We start from the raw sequence: 15,588 nt of genomic DNA on the forward strand, positions 1-15,588 counted from the left end.
CACGCCCAGTCCGATCCTTCTAGAATTCATTCCCATACAGAGTATGAGAACGAGAAGGCGTGAAACCCAGATTTTACAAAGTTTTTCTTTTTAAGTTGACACCAACGTACGACAACGCACCCTAGGATTATTTCGTTTTTAATTAAGTTGACATATTTACTAACTTCACAAACTCCTGCAAAGTTTTTCCATACCTTTCTCCCGCCACCCAGATAAAATCATTATGTGTCGCTTCCTCCACCCATAAAAAAAGTTTTGGCGACTTGGCAGCAGCAAATAATTTTTCTCCATGAGTAAAAGGAATAATTTCATCCGCTTTACCATGCATCACTAATACCGGACACTTCACTCTTTTAATTTTGCCCAAATTGCTAAACTTATCAAAAGGCAAAATTGGGAAAGGTACAATAACTCGAAATGCCGAAACAAAGGCGCTTTCAATAATTAAACCTGCAACTGGTTTTCGTGCTGCTAAATCTACTGCTGAACCAGCACCAACAGAACGACCAAATACAATAATCTGCTGCGGTGGAATCTTGAGATTTTGGGTCAAATAATTGTAAGCAGTATCAATATCTTGATAAGCATGATTTTCTGTAGGCGTTCCCTCACTTGTCCCATAGCCGCGATAATCATAAGCAAAAACATTAAAACCAAAATCGCGTAATTTTTGCAGTACTTGTTGGATATCTCCTAAATCTTCGGCATTGCCATGAGCATAAAGAATAGTATACTTAGCTTGAGCATTCAACAAATGCACTGCGGAAATATTCGTTTTTTCAGCACTTGTTAGCTTGAGTATTTTCTGACTATCTTGATAGCTAGAGGGTTGCGGCAAAAAAATCATACTATCTGCCCGAAAATAGACATAGGCAGCAAAAAATATATAGATAAAAGCTAGAGATGTGATCAATCGTTTCCAAGTAAAATCACCAATTAGCAGTTTTTTCAAACGCCGTTTATCCATAATAACCCGTTTTTTCTAGGAAAATAAGCCCTAACGACTAGAAGTCGCGGCTATACAAACAAAGTCCGCCTACGCGGACTAAATACCTAAAAATTATTGTAGGCTTTGAAAGAATCAAATAGCTCTAATTATAGCCCTGTATCAGCCAGATAGAGTAACATAAATATAAGAAATTTTAAATGGTATTTTTAAATTACAAAAATAAATGAGTAATAAAAATAATCAGCATTTAGAAGATTATTCATTAGGAAAACTAATTAAAGAATTTAAACCGCAAATTTCAAGAAAGCTTATCCAGCCTATGGTTATAGCATTATTTTTTATAATAGGTGGAGTACAACTTATATCTGGAGGATTCAAAGAAGCTTGGATAACAATTATAGGATTAGGATGTATTATATTCTCTGGCTTTTTAATATATGGTATTGTAGATATTCTGAGAGAACGTTTATTTTTATATGAAGATGGGTTAGTCTACAAGTCTAGCAATATCATAAAAATTATTAATTTTAAAGATATTGTAGCATTGTGGCAGTATGGTGTTCAATACTATCAATACTTCGTAATTCCCACTGGCAGAAAGAGTTATCAATACACAATTCAAACTAAAGATGGTAACGCAATAATTCTTGATGAAATAATAGCTAATGAGGAATTGGGTAAGTATTTAAATCATGAAGTTATTAAATACTTGATGCCTAGCCTTAAGTTTAATTATAGTGTAGGACAATCGGTTACTTTTGGAGAAATCACAATCAGTAAAAAGGGAATTAAAGCCAAAAATAATACATTACCTTGGTTAGAAGTTGAAAGTATAGATATTTCATCTGGGAAAGTTTACATCAGGAAAAAAAATGGTAGTTGGCTGAACAAAAATTGGTATGTGGCAGAAGTATCAACAATATGCAATTTATATATTTTTATAGAAATGACTAATACAATTCTTAGCAGTGTAAGACCTTAATATTTATTACTCATTATATAGAGTTTCTTTTTATGCTAATTTGATTATTTAATTCCCCCTCCACGAAACAGCGGGGAGGGGGTGTGGGGTTCTACGCGCTGAAATACTTCGCTACAGGGTGATAAGCAATAATCGCCGTTGTAGACTGTTCAGGATAAAGTTGCTCACTTTCATCCATATATAGATTAATCCTGTCAGTCCCCAACAACTCCAACTGCTTGTATTGGTCTTGGATATTCGGACAAGCCGGATAGCCGAAACTATACCGTGAACCAGAATAACGCTGCGCCAACATATCCCGAATATTATCCGGTTCCTCAGCACCAAAACCCAACTCACGGCGAATTCTGGCGTGTGTCCACTCAGCCAAAGCCTCCGCCACCTGCACCGCCAAACCGTGGAAATACAGATAATCAGTGTATTGATTATTGGCAAACAGCTTTTGAGCAAACTCCGTCGCAATATCTCCCACAGTCACAGCCTGCATTGGAAAAACATCAATTACACCCGACTCCTTAGTTGCAAAGAAATCTGCAATGCACAAACGGCGTAGGGATTTCTGTCTCGGAAACTCGAAGGTGGTGACGGGTTGTAGAGACGTTGCATGCAACGTCTCTACATCTTTGGGATTATAAATCAACAAAGTATTCCCCTCAGACTGACAAGGGAAATACCCATAAACCACTTGAGGATGCAACAGATTTTCCTCAATAATTCGCTGCTTCCAACTCTCCAGAACCGGATAAACTTTCTCAGCCAAAAACGCCTGATATTCCTCCTTAGATTGCTCCTTAGGTTTGCGGAATTGCCACTGTCCAGCAATCAAAGCTTGCAAATCTAAATACCAGAATAATTCCTCAAGAGAAAAATCACTTGGCTGTAACAACTGCGTTCCCCAAAAAGGCGGAGTTGGACGAGAAATTTCTATCGCCACAGCTTCCGACCGACGGGTATCAACCTCTTTGATTACATCAACATTTTCCCTTGTGGGGTGGGAATCTTTCCCGCCATTTTCGCCACTGGGTTGATGTCCATTTTCCGGCACTTCATCCAAAAAACCCTGCAAATCTTGCCAATTACCTGCAACTTTAGCAGGCATTAATTTATCCATGAAATGCAAATCAGAAAATGCGTCTTTGCCATAAACGACCTTACCCTGATAAGCGTTTTGGCAATCTTCATAGACAAATTTAGGAGTCAACGCTGCACCGCCTAAAATTACAGGAACAGTAATTCCTTTTTCGTTGAATGCCTCCAAATTTTCTTTCATAAAAGCGGTGGATTTCACCAGCAAACCACTCATGGCAATACAATCAGCTTTGTGCTGTTCGTAAGCTTGAATGATGTTTTCTACCGATTGTTTAATTCCCAGGTTAATCACCTTGTAACCGTTGTTAGATAAGATGATATCAACCAAGTTTTTACCAATGTCGTGAACATCACCTTTGACTGTGGCGATGATAAAGGTTCCTTTGGCATTATTGCCAGATTCTGACTTTTCCATGAAAGGTTCTAAATAAGCAACGGCTGCTTTCATGGTTTCGGCAGATTGTAAAACGAAAGGTAGTTGCATTTGTCCAGAACCGAACAACTCACCGACAACTTTCATCCCATCCAGCAAAAAGGTGTTGATAATTTCTAAGGGGGGATATTGTTCTAAGGCTTTTGTCAGTTGTGCTTCTAAACCGATGCGTTCACCATCGATAATATGACGCTTCAGGCGTTCTTCCACGGGTAAACTGGCATCAAGGGAGCGATCGCGTTTTGTCGTCACCCCAGCAAAAACCGTGGTAAGCTCTCCTAAGGGGTCGTATACGCAGACATCACCCTCAAACCGACGCTGATCATAAATCAACTGCCGACAAATCTCTTGATGGCGATCGCTAATCTTAGACAGTGGTAAAATCTTGCTAGCGCTGACAATTGCCGCATCCATACCCGCCGTCATCGCTTCGTGCAAAAATACAGAATTCAGGACAATGCGCGACGCTGGGTTTAAACCAAAAGATATATTAGACACACCCAAAATCACATGACATCCCGGCAACTCTTGGCGAATGCGGCGAATAGCTGTAATGGTGGCTTTGGCGTTTTCCCGGTCTTCTTCAATCCCCGTAGAAATAGGTAAAGCTAGAGTATCAAAGAATATTTCCGTCGGAGCAATCCCATATTCGACAACTTGACGATAGGCGCGTTGGGCAATTTGAAATTTCTTCTCCGCCGTCCGCGCCATGCCATCTTCATCAATTGTACCAATAACCACACCCGCGCCGTAAGTTTTCGCCAACTCCAACACCTTTAAAAAACGCGGTTCCCCGTCTTCATAGTTGGTAGAATTCAGCAAACACTTACCACCCGCGACCTTTAACCCCGCCTCCATCTTTTCCCATTCCGTGGAATCAAGCATCAGCGGCAGTGTCACATTATTAACAACGCGGGAAACCAACTCGTGCATATCACGCACGCCATCACGTCCCACATAATCGACGTTAACATCGAGGATGTGTGCGCCTTCCTTCACTTGTTCCCGCGCCATTGACACCAGTCCATTCCAGTCTTCCCCATTCAGCAAATCGCGGCACTTTTTAGAACCACTGGCGTTAAGACGTTCGCCAACAATCAAGAAAGAATTATCTTGGTCGTAGGGTTGAGTAGAATAAATTGATGCCGCTGCCGGTTCTAAACTCGGCTGTCTCACCTTTGGCTTCAAGTCTTTAGCGATTTCTGCCAACTGTTGAATGTGTTCTGGACGCGTCCCACAGCAACCCCCAATCACTTGGACACCCAAATCTTCAACAAAATGCATCAACGACATCCGTAATTCCATCGGTGTCAGGCGGTAGTGTGCTTGACCGCCGACGTTTTCCGGTAAACCCGCATTGGGAACACAAGAAACAGTAAAAGGCGAATGTTCTGACAGATATTTGATATGTGGCTTCATCAAATCTGGGCCAGTGGCACAATTCAGACCGAGAATATCAATGGGGAAAGGTGCCAAAATCGTCAGGACAGCGCTGATTTCTGTTCCCACCAGCATTGTCCCCATACTTTCCATTGTCACAGAAACCATCAACGGACGTCTTTCTCCCTTGCGAGCAAAAACTTCCTCAATTCCATTTAGCGCCGCTTTGATTTGCAGCACATCTTGGCAAGTTTCCACGAGAAATATATCCACACCACCATCCCACAGCGCTTCTGCTTGTTCCGCAAAAGATGCTTTCAAGGTGTCGAAGTCAATATGTCCCAAGGTAGGGAGTTTGGTTGTGGGGCCAATGGAACCCGCCACAAATCGGGGTTTTTCGGGAGTGGAAAATTCAGCGGCGACACTTTTAGCCAGTTCTACGGCTTTCTTATTTAGATAATAAACCTGATCTGCCAAGTCATATTCTGCCAAGACAATGGAGGTAGCGCCAAAGGTATCCGTTTCAATCACATCAGCACCAGCGGCGAGAAAGTCACGGTGAACCTTGGCGACAGCTTCCGGCTTTGTGTGGATTAGGTATTCGTTACAACCTTCATACTGGGGGCCTCCGAAGTCCTCAGCAGTCAGATTTTGGGTTTGCAGGTTAGTTCCCATTGCACCGTCAAAGACGATAACAGGACGTTCTGGACTATGTAGGCGTTCAAGAAAAGGATGAGTCATATTTTCTACAAGAAAATTGAACTAGTCTTGTTATATACTGCTTCTCGTTTGGATGAAATACACACTGACCTCTCTCCTGTTTATCTAGAGACGTTGCATGCAACGTCTCTACATTGTTTTTTCCCCATTCCCTCTTAGGGAAGGGGGTTAGGGGGTTAGGTGACGCAGTGTACTTGATTCAATCGAGAACCGCTATATTCGACTTAATTCATTATTTTCCAAAATATTGATATTTTGGACAGAACTTTCAGAAATTGGGTATGTGGGAAGGTGATATGAATGAAAATGAAGGGTTTATCCGCTTAACGACTGAGGAAGTAAGGGGTAACTTGCTGGAAATCCTCAGCGGCGTGATGTTGGAGGGAAAGCGCTTTGTCTTGCTTAAAGGTGAGGAAGAAGTTGCAGCTATCATCCCCATCAGGGAGTTTGAACGGCTAGAGTATTTGAAGGAAGAGATTAAACCTTCACCATTTTTACCCAGTGAATATGAATATTATGAAGATGAGAAGGGAATTCACTGCATTCGTCTCAATGAATTTAAAGTTGAGTTTGAGGAAATACTTTTAGAAGTAATGCTTAATGATGAAGTCTTTGGTTTAATTCCCCCCAAGCATTTAGAAATGGGAGAATTTGACACTTTTACACCTGCGGCTATTTTGATGAATATCAATATTTTTTGGTTGCCAGATTACTGGATTAGTGAGAAAAATCGATTAGAGATGTACAGATAGTAATGCATTTGCCATCCTATCTATTTATAATTTGGCGTTGCTGAATTAAAGTATGAAATTCCTAAATCAAGTCTTTAAAACTCTGATCTTTGTTGCGCCTTTGCTACGAGTGCGTGAGACTAAATTCATACTCCTAATCAGCAATCCCTATAATTTTAAATTATGTCCTTACATATTTGCACAATGATTTTGATTGTTTTGTGGGATGGGCATCTTGCCAGTTCTGAATATAGGGTATGGTTTGTGTCATTAAACATGATTCGTGCCTAGGGACATTACCTTTGGCTATGCGAACACCATGCAGCAGAATATAAGCGTTAATATGATTTTTGAGTGTAGCGATGTTGCCTGCATTGTCTCTATATTTGTAGGACAAGGTTTAGAGTGGGTTGCATACAAGCAAGAAGCGCTCTAAGTAAGTAGGTGAAAATAGATCAAACTATGTTAGCTAAAGTAAAAAATGTTGAAATTCGCTCGTAGTGAGGGCTGAAGCCCTTACTACAAACCTTTAATTATTTACGTTGCTATACTTAGTTGCAAGGTGTGAAGATGGTATTTTAAAATTATCGAGATGTGATAGAGCTGAAGCGTTTAAAATGGTCTTGATAGTATTAAAATAACCCTATAGATAGAGGAAGAGGTAGAAAAAAATATCTAACATGCTTTCAGTATACTAGGCTACTTTCTTTCGATATAATCAACATATTAATATTACTTTCAGCAGTTTTATAAGTATAAAAAATGAGATTTAGAGATTGGGCAACTAGAGTAATGCTAATTTTTTTGATGTTCGCTGCTTTGATTTTGGCGTTGTTTATCGGCAAAGGGGCACAACTAAAAAATCAGACAGCAACATTAAACCCAGATGATACAGTCTGGAATCAATACCCAACTGTGCAACTTCAATCAGCGACAGCTTCAGGAGATAAATCTCAAAGTTTGCCTAAATCTCCGCAGAAGACGAATAAGATTGTTGCCAGATATACAACTACTCAAGCTTTTGCTAGATACAAACCTAGTTTTGCAGCGGTTGCGGTTCATCCTAGCAATTATGGAGAACGGTATGCTCAAGATGTTAATGGCGTACCTGTGAATAATCAAGCGATTATCGTTATTCATGAAACTAGTAATTCTGCTTCTAGTGCGATTAATTTTTTTCAAACTCCCCATAGTGATGAAAGTGTCCAAGCAAGTTATCACGCTATGATTAGGCAAGATGGCACGGTGATTTATTTAGTCCCACCTTCTAAGCGGGCTTTTGGTGCTGCTAATTCTATCTTTTATGGGGTTAATGGTGCGGAAACTGTGCAAACTAATCCCAATTTGCCACCATCTGTCAATAATTTTGCTTATCATGTTTCTTTGGAAACGCCACCCGATGCTTGGGGAGATAGCAAAATATCAACCCACAGCGGATATAGTGAAGCTCAATATAATTCTTTGGCTTGGTTAATTGCTCAAAGTCAAGTTCCTGATGAGCGCATTACTACTCACAAAATAGTAGACCATTCAGGAAAGAAAGTTGACCCGATAAGTTTTGATTTCAACAGGTTTTTTAATTCACTTCGTGCTTTTCGGCAGCTAAAACCAATTAATACGGCTAATACGGTGAAAAAGCCCTAACGACTAGAAGTCGCGCGCCACATGCTTCTCCCAAGGGGAGACGCTGCGCGAACAAGTCGGCGGAGCCGACGGCAGTCGCTTTATGCCGGGGAACCCTTTCGGCAGTCGCTCATGGGGGAAACCCCCAAGACCGCGCTGCCTCACCACCGCGCTGCCTCCCCAACGCAGTGGCTTGGCTACACAAACGTTCGCGTAGCGTCCCGTAGGGATAGTCTGCCTGCGCGAACTAAATACATAAACATAATATTTCTCTGGTTTATTATCATCGTCAAATACTGTGACTTTAGGCATATCTTGACCACTTTTTGAGCCATAAAATGACCGCAGCGTCACGTAATTTCGGCGCATACAGCACACAAGCAGTATAAAGTTGTGAGTCAAATCATGACCGCAGGTTTGATTTGTGAGCCATAATGCGACTACGAGTTTTGTTTGTTCTTGTTTAAAATAGTAAGTATCAAAACATACCTATTTTGGACATAATTTAAACTTTTGTTATAGGATATGCCTCAAAGCGGTCAAGATATGACTCAAAAGTCTTTTTGGCATAAGAATTGAGCCTTCTTTGATGCTTTTGTACGGTGTTAGGGAAACTGCTCACTCTTGTCAAGCGGAATGGCTCTAAAGCATCCCAAAAACGAGGGATAAAGTGGCCGCCTATCTTGTGAGGTATATCTTGTCCTTTTTGTCCTTTTTATCCCTAAAAGCACACTGAGAGTCATTCAGGAAATATCGGGGCATAGGAATTTAGAGCAGCTGCAAAGATACTTGGAAGTGAGCGATGAGCAAGTGTTGGGAGCGGCGGCGGCGCTGTCGATGCTATCACCAGTTTCGGAGGATGTCGGAAAATACCTGATTAACGCTATCAGAAATTCTCAATAACTTTTTGTAGATATTCGGTGGAGGCAACTTCCGCTTGCGATCGCACCACCAAAGTCGGGAACTTTAACGCATCTCGCAACTGGCGATAAAAGTGAATACTGTTTTGTAGCACTTGAGCAATTTCATGCTGATTGTGTTGAGCAGCAATAGTCTGGTAAAAATCTCCAAGCCGGAGTGGAATTTCTTTCTCTAGATTTCTAACTCCACGCGGTAGTCGCCCTGCCTCAACTTTAGCCAATGGTGCTAAAATCTGCGCCCGGAGAAACGCTAAAAAATCAAGGGCTTCAAAGAGTTCACCTCTACCTAATCTAGCGGCGCAGTAGTGTACCCATACCCAAAAGCGGTCTTCAATCCATTGCAAATCAATCGGTGGATAGTGACATGGGTTATTGGCAATAGCTATTGTCAGTAAATTTTCTTGCTCCCACAAAACCACCGGATTTTCTACTCGGTCTGTTGTGAAATCTTGTAAAAGTAAAAACTTTAAATCAACGTGTACTAAAGGATTGTTGTAAAGACAAATTAACAATCTCGGTTCACCGACGTGTTCGCCAGTAAAAGCTGCTAACAATGAACCAAATTGACTGGCAAAATTTTGGCGCTCTTGTAAAATATTTTGGTAATGAACATCATCTACAACAATTATTAAATCTAAATCAGAATACTCATCCATTTCTCCTCTTAAATAAGAGCCAGCGATCGCCACACCTAATAAGCGTTCATCAGTCTGCAACTTTACAAGCATCTTTTCTAAAAAAGAACGCTGTGGTTCGGGAATTGGCATATTATCTTTCATCTGTTGGCTCTGTCAATTGACTAAGTTTTACAATAGCTTGCGTTGATGTCGCTCTATGTGAAGTAAAAAATATAAGTTTAATTGTAATCGCTCAATAAATTGGGGTAAATAGGTTAGCAGGTAGTCCGCCTCCAATTATTGAGCGGATACAGAGAAGCCATGTAGAGGTAAGGGGGGCGGTAATAGGGGTTTAAGAGGGTTGAGTTAAACTACCCAGGAAAAATGTAGATTGGTTTTTTGAAAAGTTATGTAGTACAGATGTAGGCAACTATAACAGGAAAGAAAGGATAAACCATTGAGTGATATGTCCCATACCCTGGGGATTATATATAAATAGAAAGCTGTGGGGTGTGGGACGGTCTAAAACTTTGTGGTGCAAGAGTTACAGCCGTTGGGTTAAAGGGTAACTTTAGGTGTAATTTTGGTGTGTCCGCAGTCCAAGTTAGATTATTAGTGTTTAAAGTAGTGTGGGGTGCTGTACGGTGGATTCTATATTTATAGAATTTATCAAACTTAAATCGCGTTTTTAGCGATATGGGGAATTAGGGATTGGGGATTGGTAAAAATGCCGGGGAAAAATTCTTGAGGGAAAATGGCGATGGCGTAACCGCCCGCCGTAGGCAATCGCTAGTTGAGCGAGTCGCGCCGGGAAGAATGCCAGCGGGGAAAGTCTCACGCCTAAAATTTGGGGCCTGTGCTTTTGTAAGGTGTTAGGGAAACTGCTCACTCTTGTCAAGCGGAATGGCTCTAAAGCATCCCAAAAACGAGGGATAAAGTGGCCGCCTATCTTGTGAGGTATATCTTGTCCTTTTTGTCCTGTTTATCCCTAAAAGCACAAATACACAAACCACTTTAGCAAATTTTAGTTTAATGCCTTTTTTACTGTCTTGTATATTATCTTGAAATAACCTGTAAGCTTCGTTAATGATTTCTAGAGGAGCACTACAACCAACTGGATAAACTTTAATATCAATTGTTGTCGTTAGTCCTAGATTCGATTTGTTTGAGTAACTCGAAATAGTTCTGTTCTGTTTCTCCTTCAACTACAATTAAATAATCATCTCTAGATTCTTGATTAGATAATACCAAATTGATATGAAGTTGGATATAATAAGATATTAAAAAAAATTAAACGCAGATAAACGCAGATAAAGATGGATAATTAAATTGATTTCATCATTCTGTGCAGCCTCGCATAAAATTGGTATAACCCATGAATTGTTATAATAATAAAAATTATACAACTTGATGGGTTAAGTAGCTAGTTTAGCAAGTTAGCCTAATACTTAAACTGTGGTTATGGGCTGATTTAAGCATACAGGCGTGATCAACAAATAGCTTTAAAAAACTATAGCAGTTCTTGTTTAGATGCAATACGGTGTAGGGGCACAGCATTGCTGTGCCCCTACGAATAGATGGAAATTGAGGAAATGCTTTTTGGCTATTGGCTAAAGCTGTAAATTTGCTGTGTCTCCAAGCGATCGCATATTGAAGATGGTACAGTCTTAGGGGCGAATATCTCTCGGTCTAGTTGCACTTGCAAGTTACTCAGGGGATCGCTACCAGGAGAGATGAGAAATTCTACCTTCTGGACGTATGGCAAAGTCACCAGATCATCTAAAATTTGGAATATTGCTTGCAGGTAAGGATGTCCAGTCTGTTCAAACCAATCAGCGTCAGCGACTTTGGCTTGATCAAAGCCGAGATGCACAGTTAAGGATGGTTTGTCAAAAAGTGCGATCGCTAATGGACGCGCTTCTTCCTGTAACAATAAATCATTAATTTTCGCTAAATGCCGCAGTTTCTCTAAACGTTCATAGCGTAGGGTCACTAATTGCGGGTCATCTAGCCAATGAATTGCCACTGTCACCAGATAAGTTTGTAACAGCATGTGACCCAGCTTTTGCGCTTTCGTCGCTAGGTAATAAGAATTGTAGTCAGTGGCCTCAATCAACAGCGGCACACGATCAACAACTTCCAACCCATAGCCCTTAACACCGGCAATTTTTCGGGGGTTATTCGTAATTAGGCGGATTTTTTTAATACCCAAATCCATGAGCATTTGCGCCCCCATACCATAGTCTCGCAGGTCAGCGGGAAAACCTAGACGCTCATTCGCTTCTACCGTATCCAGCCCCATATCCTGCAACGAGTAGGCTTTGAGCTTATTAATTAATCCGATTCCCCGTCCTTCTTGCCGCAGGTAAACAACGACACCTTGACCGGCAGATTCAATCATTTTCAATGCTGCTTGTAGCTGCATTCGACAGTCACAGCGCAAAGAACCCAAAGCATCGCCAGTTAAGCATTCTGAGTGCATCCGCACCATCACCGCTTCATCTTGGAAGGTTGCAGGGTCGCCCTTAACAACTGCTACGTGTTCGTGATTATCCAAGGTGTGGCGATAACCGTAAATGCGGAAATGACCGAATTGGGTGGGTAGTTCGGTAATAGTTTCGCGAATCACCAAGCGATCGTGTTGTAGACGGTAACTAATTAAATCCGCAATGCTAATAATTTTCAGTTTATGAGTTTTGGCATATTCGATTAACTGGTTTAACCGCGCCATTGAACCATCGGAGTTTTGAATTTCACAAATTACCCCAGCGGGGTATAGTCCAGCAAGTCGGGATAAATCAACAGCCGCTTCCGTATGTCCTGCTCGTTTTAGCACGCCACCCTGTTTTGCTCGAATCGGGAAAATGTGACCAGGACGACGTAAATCTTCGGGTTTTGTCGCTGGGTTGAGAGCTACTTGGATTGTGCGGGCGCGGTCTTCTGCTGAGATGCCAGTCGTTACGCCCAATTGTGGACCAGCGTCTATACTGACAGTGAAAGCTGTTTGGTTAGTATCAGTTATATTACTCACCATCAATGGCAAGTTCAATTCATCCAAGCGATCGCCAGTCATCGCCAGGCAAATTAGTCCTCTGGCTTCCACCGCCATAAAATTGATCATGTCGGGGGTAGCAAATTGGGCGGCACAAATTAAGTCGCCTTCATTTTCTCTATTTTCGTCATCTACCACCACGATGACGCGACCAGCTTTCAGATCTGCCAAGGCGGCATCAATCGAATCAAATTTAAAGGTTAGGGTAGTCTTAGGCTCTGACACAAACGATTTCCAGCTACCTATGTAAACTTTTTTTTCACAAAATTCTTCTTTTAGATTGTAGCTCTTTTATTCAGCACAGAAGTAGACTAGCAACGATTCGTTGACATGAAAGCACTGTACGAGGGATTGAGGATTGTGCGGAGGAATTATTGAATTCGTCTTGAAGATTGTCTCTTCCTATTACCGATTACCCATTTTGGGGTTTTGTGCGCTTGGCGTCTAGTCGCTGATATGTTGATAGCTGAGAACCAAATTAACCAAAAACAGATAAGGATTTCAGATTATGGGCAATTTTAGACGTGTACCCGTTGGAATTGTCGGTGCATCAGGCTATGGCGGAGTGCAACTAGTCCGACTCTTAATGGATCATCCAGAACTCGAACTGGTTTATTTAGGTGGTGAGAGCAGTGCGGGAAAATCCTTTGGCGATCTCTACCCCCATCTGGCACATATAGTCAACTTACCAATTGAGGCGGTAGAACCAGAAATAATTGCTCACCGCTGTGAAGTCGTGTTTCTTTCTCTACCCAATGGTTTGGCTTGCCAAATCGCTCCCCAACTGCTGGAAAAAGGCTGTAAGGTACTCGATCTGAGTGCGGACTACCGATTCAGTGATTTGGCAACTTATACAAGTTGGTATGGTAAAGACCGAAGCGATCGCACCACAGCGGCCACAGCAGTTTATGGATTACCAGAACTTTATCGCGATCGCATCGCTGAAGCCCAACTCATTGGCTGTCCTGGTTGCTATCCCACCGCCAGCCTGCTAGCACTGTCGCCACTTCTAAAGCAAGGCTTAATCGTGCCGGAAACAGCGATCATCGATGCCAAATCTGGCACATCTGGCGGCGGAAGACAAGCCAAAGTCAACTTGTTGCTAGCCGAAGCAGATAACTCCCTCGCCGCCTATGGTGTAGCCCGTCACCGCCACACCCCAGAAATTGAGCAGATTTGCAGCGAATTAGCCGGACACGAAGTCACCATCCAATTTACACCCCACCTAATCCCAATGGTGCGGGGAATTTTGGCAACCGTATACGCCACACTGCGCGATCCTGGTCTAGTGCGAGATGACTTAATCACAATTTTCTCCGCCTTTTACCGCAACTGTCCTTGGGTGAGAATTTGTAATAGCGGTGTTTACCCCCAAACCAAATGGGCGAATGGCAGCAATCTTTGTTATATCGGTGTAGAAGTTGACCCGCGCACTGGCCGTGTAATCGTCATGTCAGCTATCGACAACTTAATTAAAGGCCAGGCGGGTCAAGCAATTCAGTGTCTAAACATCATGATGGGCTGGGATGAAACTCTTGGATTACCCAAGTTAGGATTTTATCCCTAATTGGGGTAATAGGTAATGGGTCATGGGTCATGGGTCGTGGATCGTGGGTCAGGGGTAATGGGTCGTGGGTAATAGTTTTTTCAATTACCAATTACCTTTTTCCCAATTACCAATTACCTTTTTCCCAATTACCAATTACCTACTTCGGCCCCAAACCTACAGATCCAGCATAAACGGCGCGATCGCCTAATTCATCCTCAATCCGCAACAAGCGATTGTATTTTGCTACCCGTTCGCTGCGACACAGAGAACCAGTTTTAATTTGACCGGCACGAGTAGCCACAGCTAAATCAGCAATAGTCGTGTCTTCAGTTTCACCAGAACGATGGCTAATCACCGACCGGAAACCGTTACGAGTTGCCAAATCAATCGTTTCTAAAGTTTCCGTCAGCGAACCAATTTGATTCAGCTTAATCAAAATTGAGTTACCAGCTTTTTGCTCAATCCCTTTTTGTAAGCGGGTGGCGTTGGTGACAAACAAATCATCCCCAACCAACTGCACCCGTGAACCTAACTTTTGGGTGAGCAATTGCCAACTTTGCCAATCTTCCTCGTGCAAACCATCCTCAATGGACACAATTGGATATTCGTCAACCAATTGACCTAAATAATCAACAAATTCACCAGGAGTATGGGGTTTACCATCATAGACATACTGCCCATTCTTGTAAAACTCACTAGCCGCCACATCCAAGGCCAAAGCCACTTGTTCACCTGGCTTGTATCCAGCCTTCTTAATCGCCGCCACCAACAATTCCAAAGCCACCTGATTAGACTCTAGGTTAGGAGCAAAACCGCCTTCATCCCCTACACCAGTGAGTAAACCCTTCTCATCTAAAACTTGGCTGAGGGTAGCAAATACTTCCGCACCCCAGCGCAAAGCTTCCTTGAAGGAAGGGGCACCGATAGGCACAATCATAAACTCTTGAAAATCAACGTTGTTGGCAGCATGGGCCCCACCGTTAATTACGTTCATCAAGGGTACTGGCAACAAATTCGCCAAAGGGCTACCCAAATAGCGATATAGGGGAATTTCTAAAGATTCAGCGCCGGCTTTCGCTGCTGCTAGGGAAACCGCCAAAATCGCATTCGCGCCCAAATTGGATTTGTTCGCCGAACCATCCACAGCAATCATTGTTCGGTCTAGCAGTTCTTGGTTGAGGACATCCAAGTTTAATAATTTTGGTGCAAGTGCCTCTTTGATATTTTGCACCGCCTTGAGTACCCCTTTACCCCCGTAACGGCTTTTGTCGCCATCCCGCAGTTCGTGAGCCTCAAAAGTACCAGTAGATGCACCGCTGGGAACCTGCGCTAGTCCCACAACCCCATTTGCCAAATGTACTTCGGCTTCAACTGTTGGTCTACCCCGTGAGTCGAGAATTTCGCGGGCGACAATGGCCTCAATGGCGGTATCTAGAAATTTAGTCATTGGTGCTTGATCCTTTATTCGAGTGTGCTTTTGCAGTAGAACGCATACAGAACAGTTGCTTAACCCAATGGCTAGCTTATGCTGTTAAGTGACTTT

General features: G+C 42.3%; 9 protein-coding genes and 1 pseudogene. 5 read left to right on the forward strand and 5 right to left on the reverse strand.

Features of this window, described 5'->3' with window-relative positions; genetic code table 11:
- Window positions 1–142: 142 nt before the first annotated feature.
- Window positions 143–967, reverse strand: a complete 825-nt coding sequence (locus CYLST_RS26775; RefSeq protein ID WP_015210869.1) for an alpha/beta hydrolase — start codon at window positions 965–967, stop codon at window positions 143–145.
- 205 nt (window positions 968–1,172) lie between these two features.
- Here CYLST_RS26775 and CYLST_RS26780 point away from each other — a divergent pair, with 205 nt between their 5' ends.
- Window positions 1,173–1,931 (forward strand): DUF6585 family protein, encoded by a 759-nt coding sequence (locus tag CYLST_RS26780; protein WP_015210870.1) that lies wholly within the window; start codon window positions 1,173–1,175, stop codon window positions 1,929–1,931.
- Between the two features lie 91 nt (window positions 1,932–2,022).
- Here the strand turns inward: CYLST_RS26780 and metH are convergent, their stop codons facing one another.
- The gene (gene metH / locus CYLST_RS26785; protein WP_015210871.1) at window positions 2,023–5,574 is read right to left on the reverse strand and encodes a methionine synthase; all 3,552 of its coding nucleotides are present in this window, start codon (window positions 5,572–5,574) and stop codon (window positions 2,023–2,025) included.
- A gap of 275 nt (window positions 5,575–5,849) precedes the next feature.
- Between metH and CYLST_RS26790 the strand changes: the two genes are divergently transcribed.
- The 3 genes and pseudogenes from CYLST_RS26790 to CYLST_RS33750 all read left to right on the forward strand — a co-directional run.
- Window positions 5,850–6,305, forward strand: coding sequence for a hypothetical protein (locus CYLST_RS26790; RefSeq protein ID WP_015210872.1), 456 nt, complete (start codon window positions 5,850–5,852; stop codon window positions 6,303–6,305).
- A gap of 741 nt (window positions 6,306–7,046) precedes the next feature.
- A complete protein-coding gene (locus tag CYLST_RS26795) occupies window positions 7,047–7,928 on the forward strand; it encodes an N-acetylmuramoyl-L-alanine amidase (protein ID WP_041233289.1) in 882 nt (293 codons plus the stop codon).
- A 711-nt stretch (window positions 7,929–8,639) separates the two neighbouring features.
- A pseudogene (locus tag CYLST_RS33750) lies at window positions 8,640–8,810 on the forward strand (site-specific integrase); the annotation flags it as partial.
- Here CYLST_RS33750 and CYLST_RS26800 read toward each other — a convergent pair.
- Together CYLST_RS26800 and ribBA are read right to left on the reverse strand one after the other, a co-directional pair.
- Window positions 8,794–9,606 carry a nucleotidyltransferase domain-containing protein gene (locus CYLST_RS26800; protein WP_015210875.1) on the reverse strand — a complete coding sequence of 271 codons (813 nt, stop codon included), beginning with the start codon at window positions 9,604–9,606 and terminating at the stop codon, window positions 8,794–8,796. The pseudogene CYLST_RS33750 and the gene CYLST_RS26800 overlap by 17 nt on opposite strands.
- A gap of 1,441 nt (window positions 9,607–11,047) precedes the next feature.
- Window positions 11,048–12,721, reverse strand: a complete 1,674-nt coding sequence (ribBA, locus tag CYLST_RS26805) for a bifunctional 3,4-dihydroxy-2-butanone-4-phosphate synthase/GTP cyclohydrolase II (protein ID WP_015210876.1) — start codon at window positions 12,719–12,721, stop codon at window positions 11,048–11,050.
- Window positions 12,722–13,004: 283 nt separating this feature from the next.
- Between ribBA and argC the strand changes: the two genes are divergently transcribed.
- Window positions 13,005–14,063: an N-acetyl-gamma-glutamyl-phosphate reductase gene (argC, locus tag CYLST_RS26810; RefSeq protein WP_015210877.1), complete on the forward strand. Its 1,059-nt coding sequence runs from the start codon at window positions 13,005–13,007 to the stop codon at window positions 14,061–14,063.
- Window positions 14,064–14,202: 139 nt separating this feature from the next.
- On the opposite strand, the gene eno is transcribed toward argC, so the two are convergent.
- Window positions 14,203–15,492: a phosphopyruvate hydratase gene (gene eno / locus CYLST_RS26815; protein ID WP_015210878.1), complete on the reverse strand. Its 1,290-nt coding sequence runs from the start codon at window positions 15,490–15,492 to the stop codon at window positions 14,203–14,205.
- Between the last annotated feature and the right edge of the window lie 96 nt (window positions 15,493–15,588).

The sequence above is a fragment of the Cylindrospermum stagnale PCC 7417 genome (genome assembly GCF_000317535.1).
In the GTDB taxonomy this organism is placed as follows: domain Bacteria; phylum Cyanobacteriota; class Cyanobacteriia; order Cyanobacteriales; family Nostocaceae; genus Cylindrospermum; species Cylindrospermum stagnale.

Coding starts and splice junctions, on each gene's coding strand:
- eno (WP_015210878.1), bottom strand. CDS start 15,492: ATGACTAAATTTCTAGATACCGCCATTGAGGCCATTGTCGCCCGCGAA.
- CYLST_RS26790 (WP_015210872.1), top strand. CDS start 5,850: ATGAATGAAAATGAAGGGTTTATCCGCTTAACGACTGAGGAAGTAAGG.
- CYLST_RS26775 (WP_015210869.1), bottom strand. CDS start 967: ATGGATAAACGGCGTTTGAAAAAACTGCTAATTGGTGATTTTACTTGG.
- metH (WP_015210871.1), bottom strand. CDS start 5,574: ATGACTCATCCTTTTCTTGAACGCCTACATAGTCCAGAACGTCCTGTT.
- CYLST_RS26795 (WP_041233289.1), top strand. CDS start 7,047: ATGAGATTTAGAGATTGGGCAACTAGAGTAATGCTAATTTTTTTGATG.
- CYLST_RS26780 (WP_015210870.1), top strand. CDS start 1,173: ATGAGTAATAAAAATAATCAGCATTTAGAAGATTATTCATTAGGAAAA.
- CYLST_RS26800 (WP_015210875.1), bottom strand. CDS start 9,606: ATGAAAGATAATATGCCAATTCCCGAACCACAGCGTTCTTTTTTAGAA.
- argC (WP_015210877.1), top strand. CDS start 13,005: ATGGGCAATTTTAGACGTGTACCCGTTGGAATTGTCGGTGCATCAGGC.